Origin of the sequence: Aporhodopirellula sallentina SM41 (assembly GCF_000346505.1) — a bacterium.
Classification (GTDB): Bacteria; Planctomycetota; Planctomycetia; order Pirellulales; family Pirellulaceae; genus Rhodopirellula; species Rhodopirellula sallentina.
This window is the reverse complement of the sequence record NZ_ANOH01000298.1, coordinates 1-6371: the sequence shown is the minus strand read 5'-3', so window position 1 is coordinate 6371 and position 6371 is coordinate 1. Positions and strand designations below refer to the sequence as shown.

Here is a 6371-nt window from a genome sequence, read left to right as displayed (position 1 = left end):
GGTTCCGTTGGCCGGTTCATCGCCAGATTCCACCGTGACGGTGATCGTGTCAGACTCGCCACCTGGGTTCGGCGTGTCATTGCTGAGCACGTCGATCTCGATCGTGAGGTTCTTGATTGCTTCGACTGAATCAGCGACTGCGATCGGATCGTCATTCGTGCCAGTGACATTGATCGTGATCGTCCCGGTGTCGCTACCCAACGCGTTGGTCGCGGTGTAGGTCATCGAGGTTTGGCCAAAGAAGTCGGCATCCGGCGTGTACGTCAAAACGCCGTTGGTAACCGAAGCGGAACCGTCCGAGGGTTGGGTGAAGGTGAACGTCACGACGCCGGCTTGAGCGTTGACCAAGTTGTTCAAATCCAATTCCACGTCAGCACCATCTTCGACTGCGCTGATTGTGGAGTCGCTAGCGACCGGTGCGAGGACGACATCAGTGATGTTGATGTTGATCGTCTGGGTTGCCGATGCCAGTCCACCAGGGTCTCTGACGAGTACTTGGATTGTGTCCGCACCGAGCTGATCAGTGTCGTGGGAGTAGCGAACAACGCCGTCACTAACGGTGGCTGTTCCCTTGGTGCCTTGCGAGACGATCTCAACGGTTAGCGACGAGGTGGCGTTATCAACGTCGCTGGCCTGAGCAAGTACGTCGATATCAACGAAAGAGAATTCAGGAACGGTTTGATTCGCGATTGCTCCAAGGACAGGAGCATCGTTCTCGGCATTGACCGTGAAGGTGATCGTACCGGTGTCAAAGAGGCTTGAGTTTCCGGTGACTTCAGCACGGTATACGACGGTCGTCGTGCCATTCTCATCGGCGCCCAGTGTGAACAGCAGAGTGTCGTTACTGATGCTGGCCGAACCAAAGCTAGGCAGTGTTTCGATGGTGTAAGTGAGGTCGACGTCGTTTTCGACAGTCGTCAAGCTGTCGAGGTCAACGCTGAGTGTTTGAACGCCTTCGGTAACTGCGGGCTGAGTCGAGTTGCTAGCGACGGGCCCGTCTTGGACGTTCAACACGTTAATGTCGATGACACCGGAATTGGATACGGCACCGTCAGCGTCCGTCACGTTGTAAGTGAAGCTGAACCCGCCATCGGCAAACGTGCCTGTCGACTCAACAACGATTTGGTTGTTGACGACCGAAACGGTGCCAAAGTCGGTCGGTTGGCTGACGACGTTGACCGTGAGGTTTCCGGTTGGGGTTTCAACGTCCGATGGGCCGGTTTGAGAACCAGGCGAGAGGACGTTGTACGTCATCGTCGTCCCTTCGTTGATGTTGAAGTCCAGGTCGGTGGCAACCGGTGCGTCGTTAATCGGAGTCACCGTTACTGTGATCACTCCGTCGTCGCCACCTTCTGAGTTGCTGGCGTTGTAGGTGATTTCAGCGGTGCCGTTGAAATCTTGCGCGGGGGTGTAGAAGATTTCGTTGGTATTATCATCGAAAGTGACCGTTCCGGATCCCATAGTCAGCGTGGCACTATTGAGCGTAAATCCGGTGCCGGTGTTGATGGCGATGAGAGAAGCATCAGCATCGTCAAGGTCTGCAACCAATGCTGCGCTCGTTGTCGCACCGCCATTGTCTTCGTCGATGGTAATCGACTTGTCGCCGGCGGAAACACCAACTTGGTTGTTGATGACGCTCACTGTGACCGTTGCTTCGTTGGAAGTGAACTCACCGTCGGAAACGGTGTAAGTGAACGTGTCAGTTCCGCTAGCTACGCCGAGAGTTGGCGTGTAAACGATTTGATCGTTAACGATCTGAGTTGTTCCTAGGGTTGGTGCCGTCGTTCCGAACGAAATACTTAGTTCACTCAACGGTTCACTGAAGTTCCCACCGGCGTCGTCGTTTGCAAGGACGGAGATGTTCACCGAATTACCGACTTCCACCGAGATGCCGCTGTCATCATTGGCGACCGGTGCGTCGTTGACTGCAGCAATGGTGACGGTGACGGTGGCCGTTGCGGTGCCGTCGGATGTGGTGCTGGCGGTGAAGGTCACCAAGTCGGTTCCGAACGCGTCGGCGTCGGGAACGTAGGTGAACTCACCGGTGCTGCTAATGGAGGCGGTGCCGAGATCAGTGGTCTGATTGGTGACCACGTAGGTTGGTGTCTCTCCGGAAGAAGCGTTGACGGTCAGTTGAACTGACTCGCCATCGTTGTCGTCTTCTTCAACGCCGAGGCTTGCGTTGGATGCGGTGATGCCGGTTTGCGTACCGATGACATTGAGTTGGAACTCCGACCGTTCGTCCAGTCGCACGCGATCCGGATCGACACCCTCTTTGCCGTTGTCCGTACCGTAGATCAATACGCCTTCGAAACCTTCGCGTGGTTCGACTTGGTCGAGTTTGACGCCGACGTCGGACGCGGCGCTGATAGCGATGACGGGGATGCTAAATGCGTCGTAGGCGGTTGTGAAGGTGAAGTCTTCGATGATCGCCGTCAAGTTTCCGACCGGGCCGAGTGTTCCAACTTCATCAAAGATGTCAGTGCCGTTGACGTCGGTGTCGAACGAACCGATGTTGCGATCTTGACCGTAGATCAATGGCCCGAGGCCGTCATTGTTGTTTGGATCGACCGGAACGTTTTGTCCGGCGTTACGCATGAACGTTTCATAGCGGGAAACGAGCGTGTTCGGGTTGAACTCGCCATTGACCATCACGTTTTCTTCGATGGTCGGTACTACCACCTCGGTTCCGTCGATAATCAATCGAGTTTCAAGTCGAGGGATGTCATCGAGAACGAGATCGAGCCCGTTGTATTCGATACGTGAGAAGTACGGACTCGTCGTCGATGTCGTGAAGAAACTCGAGTCAATGTCGTCAGCAGAAATGTCGAGATCGCTGCGAAGGCTGCTGAGTTCCACAATCGCGTCGCTGATGTATTCAGCGGTGTCGCTATCACTTGCTCCGAGGAAATCACTGATCGAGCCGGAGACGGTCGTGCTGGTGTCGTCGGCGAAGTAGAACTCGATAGAACTATTCGGAGTCGAGCCTTCGCCAACGATTGAGCGGTCAAAGTTAAAGCCCTGGATTTCACCTACCGCAGGAGCGAGCACATCGGTTTGATCGATGATGATGTCCGTGACCGCTTGGAAGACACCGAAGGAGAGACCGCGACCACGGTCGTCCTGAACTGCCACTTCCAGTTTGAAGATGTCACCCTCGTCCACAGTGTATTCAATTCCGGTTCCGACGCCTGGAATATCGTAGGTGCCCGTCTGCGTGATCAGGCTGTCATCGAGATTGCGTGGGGTCAGCTCGAAACGAACGTCAAAGTCGTCCGCTCCTTCGCCTTCGCTGTTGAGTTGATTGATCACCTGCAACGCATCGAGAGAGGTGACCATGTGGTCGGCATTGACGTCCACAAAGCCGGCGTATTCGACGCTCGTGCCGGTGGGTTCGCCTTCGCCCGACTCGTTCATAAAGTTGATGACGCGGAGTGCGTCAAGCGCGGTCACGAACCCGTCGCTGTTGACGTCGAACTTATTCCAATAGTTGTGAGCAATGGAGTAGTCATCGACATCGGTGTATTCCACACCCGAGTCCGCCGTGTCGATGCCGACGTCTGCCGCGAGCAGTTGTCGCTGTTCGAGCGATTCACTGAGCAGTCGACGTTTCTTCGAAAGCGGGCCACGCGACCGGACTTCGCTGGGCTGGCGTGACTTCGTGGGGTTCACGCGGCGAAGGAGGTGACGCAGATTCTTCATCTGTATTCTCGGCAATTCGGTGTGATGGACTTGGTCGATGAGGGGATTTCGGAGGCTCGTACCAGGGCGGCGGAGGGCTCGCTGACGAAGACACGGTCGGTCGGAATGGGGAGAAGACGCCCCGCTCACCGCGTCTACGGGGTGGTGCGGATAGCGTAATCCAAAATCTTGTCGCTGGTGCGAAAATCTGAATAGCACCGCTATCTTACCTAGAGCCCCCGCGTTATCAACGTTCCTCGGTGGGCTATAAGCAGAAAGATGGCAGCGGTGCCGGTTAGACGGAATATTCCGCCGCAAAGTTCCAGAAAAGCTAAAGGAATCTGGATGAATTGCCGAAGAAGTGACGCCCCAAACAACAAGGCGATCAGGTGTTATGAGGGGATGCCTGTACGCCCGGTGACGCCATGGGTGTGGTCACCCTCCCAGGGCGGTTCGCAGCAAATGAGGGGCTCGCAAAAGCCGGCAGACATCTGTCGTAGGCCGGACCGCAGCGCAGCGAAGTTCCGGCGCTCAGCCGTACGCAACTAGAAAACCGCCGTGAGCCCGTAGCGAAAGTCGCCAGGACTTTCGGCGATTCACAGGGGCCGCCGAAACTTTTGGCGAGTTTCGCTACCCGGGAGTGAAGAGGTCTCGGGACTCTAGGAAACGAAAGCGTTTTCCACTTTATGAGTCAGGTTCAAGAACTCGTCGATGGATTTCAGCCGATTGTCGACGTTTGGTTGGATCATCTTCATGATCACCCGGGCCAAACGCGGATCGATGCGGTCACATCGTTCGAGCAGGTCGGTTGGCTCGGTCGTGTCATGCTGCAGCGCTGCCCGCCCGGTCACGACCTCACCCTGCCAGGGGTGGCTGAACGTTAGCAGGCAGTAGAACGTGACGCCGAGCGAAAAGACGTCAACACGGCTGTCGGTGCTGCGGCGACGGACGATTTCCGGCGACATGTAGAGTGGGGTTCCGGTCCGGTTGCCCGGTGCCATGAAGGGCGGAGTCGCCGGGACGGTTAACCCGAAATCAATCAGTTTGACGCCCGAAACCACTTTTTGGTCTTCGGTTGGCAGGGTGCAGATGAAGTTTCGTGGGCAAACGTCACGGTGGATGAAGCCGCTGCGGTGCACGTAGGTCAGTGCCTCCGCCATTTCCCGCATGAGCTGCATTTGCATGCCGTCGATCAGTTCGAGGCGTTTGCGAACGATGATGTCCTGCATGCTCGGGCCACGGATGTATTCCATCACTATGATCCGTTCGCCTTTGCTGGTCACCCCGTGTTCGTAGGTCTTCACGATCAGATCGTGGTTCATTTGGAGGGCGATTTCGCCTTCCATCGGTTTATTGAGACCTTTGAAGCGGGCTTCGAAAAGTTCGAATTTCTCGGGGTCGAGAATTTTGACGCCGACGTCTTCCTTGCGTTCGATGTCATAGGCGACGAAGAAGTTACTCATCGTCCCGGTGGCTGCGGTACGAGAGCGGGCGAAACGCGAGTCGACGTCGATTTTCTTTAGCGTCGGACCGCTACTCGAGAACATTCCACGAAGAGAGTCGAGAAAGCTCACGCTTTTACTTCCCGCAGTAGTCGATCACGCTAGCAATCTCGGTCTTCAATGACCGGCGATGCACGATTCGATCAATGTATCCATGTTCGAGCAAGAACTCGCTGGTTTGGAAACCTTCGGGAAGTTCGATGCCAATGGTCGCCTTAATCGTTCGCGGTCCGGCGAAACCGATCAGGGCTTTGGGTTCGGCGAAAACCAAATCGCCCAGGGAGGCAAAGCTCGCCGCGACACCACCCATGGTCGGATTCGTCAGAACGCTGATGAACAAACCGCCCGCCTCGTGGTAGCGAGCGAGTGCGGCAGAAACCTTGGCCATTTGCATGAGCGACAGGATGCCTTCGTGCATCCGGGCACCACCGCCGCTGGCGCTGATGATGATCAACGCGAGGTTTTGTTCGGTGGCTCGTTCGATCAGCCGGGTCAATCGTTCGCCGACGACGCTGCCCATGCTGCCCATGATGAACGCGCTGTCGGTTACCGCGAACGCGACACGGCGGGCGCGGATCATGCCGGTGCCGGTCAGGGCCGCGTCGGTCAGGCCGGTGCGTTTTTGTTCGCCGACGAGTCGCTCCGCGTACGGGCGACGGTCTTTGAACTCGAGCGGATCGGTCGGCAGCAACTCTTCGTTCATTGGCTCGAACGTGCCTTCGTCGAGCACCTGGGCGATGCGTTCGCGGGCACTGACGTAGAAGTGATGGTGGCACTTCGGGCAGACGTTGAGTTGTTGTTGGACTTCTTTGCGATACAGCGACGCTCCGCAACCGTCGCATTTGAGCCACAGCCCTTCCGGCACCCCTTTGCGTCGCGGCGTTTTTCCAGCGGCGGTCGCAGCGGAAGCGGCCGCCGGGGCGCCTTCGGCGTTTGGCGTTGGGGAATCGGGGGATGGTGTGGCGCCAGCCGAATCAGCGGGAATCGTTGTGTCCACAGGTTGTCAACTCGAGTATTCGAAAAGGTCAGCGTTGACCGCGACGGGCGCGGCCACGAGACAGATTAGTCATTATCTACGAAAACGACGCGTCAATCCATGATCATATCATCGACGGTGGCACCGCCGGGGATCATGGGCAAGACGTGTTCTTGGTAGGGAACTTCCACGTCGAGCAGGAACGGTCCTTT

At 56.7% G+C, this 6371-nt stretch carries 3 protein-coding genes; all 3 read right to left on the bottom strand.

What is annotated here, in order from left to right; all coding sequences use genetic code 11:
* Window positions 1-3702, bottom strand: a 3702-nt coding sequence (locus RSSM_RS20175; protein ID WP_008683027.1) for an Ig-like domain-containing protein, incomplete at its 3' end; no start/stop codon positions are given.
* Between the two features lie 638 nt (window positions 3703-4340).
* Window positions 4341-5255 carry a serine/threonine protein kinase gene (locus RSSM_RS20170; protein ID WP_008683025.1) on the bottom strand — a complete coding sequence of 305 codons (915 nt, stop codon included), beginning with the start codon at window positions 5253-5255 and terminating at the stop codon, window positions 4341-4343.
* 4 nt (window positions 5256-5259) lie between these two features.
* On the bottom strand, window positions 5260-6180 hold the full coding sequence (accD, locus tag RSSM_RS20165) for an acetyl-CoA carboxylase, carboxyltransferase subunit beta (RefSeq protein WP_008683023.1): 921 nt from the start codon (window positions 6178-6180) through the stop codon (window positions 5260-5262).
* Window positions 6181-6371: the final 191 nt, after the last annotated feature.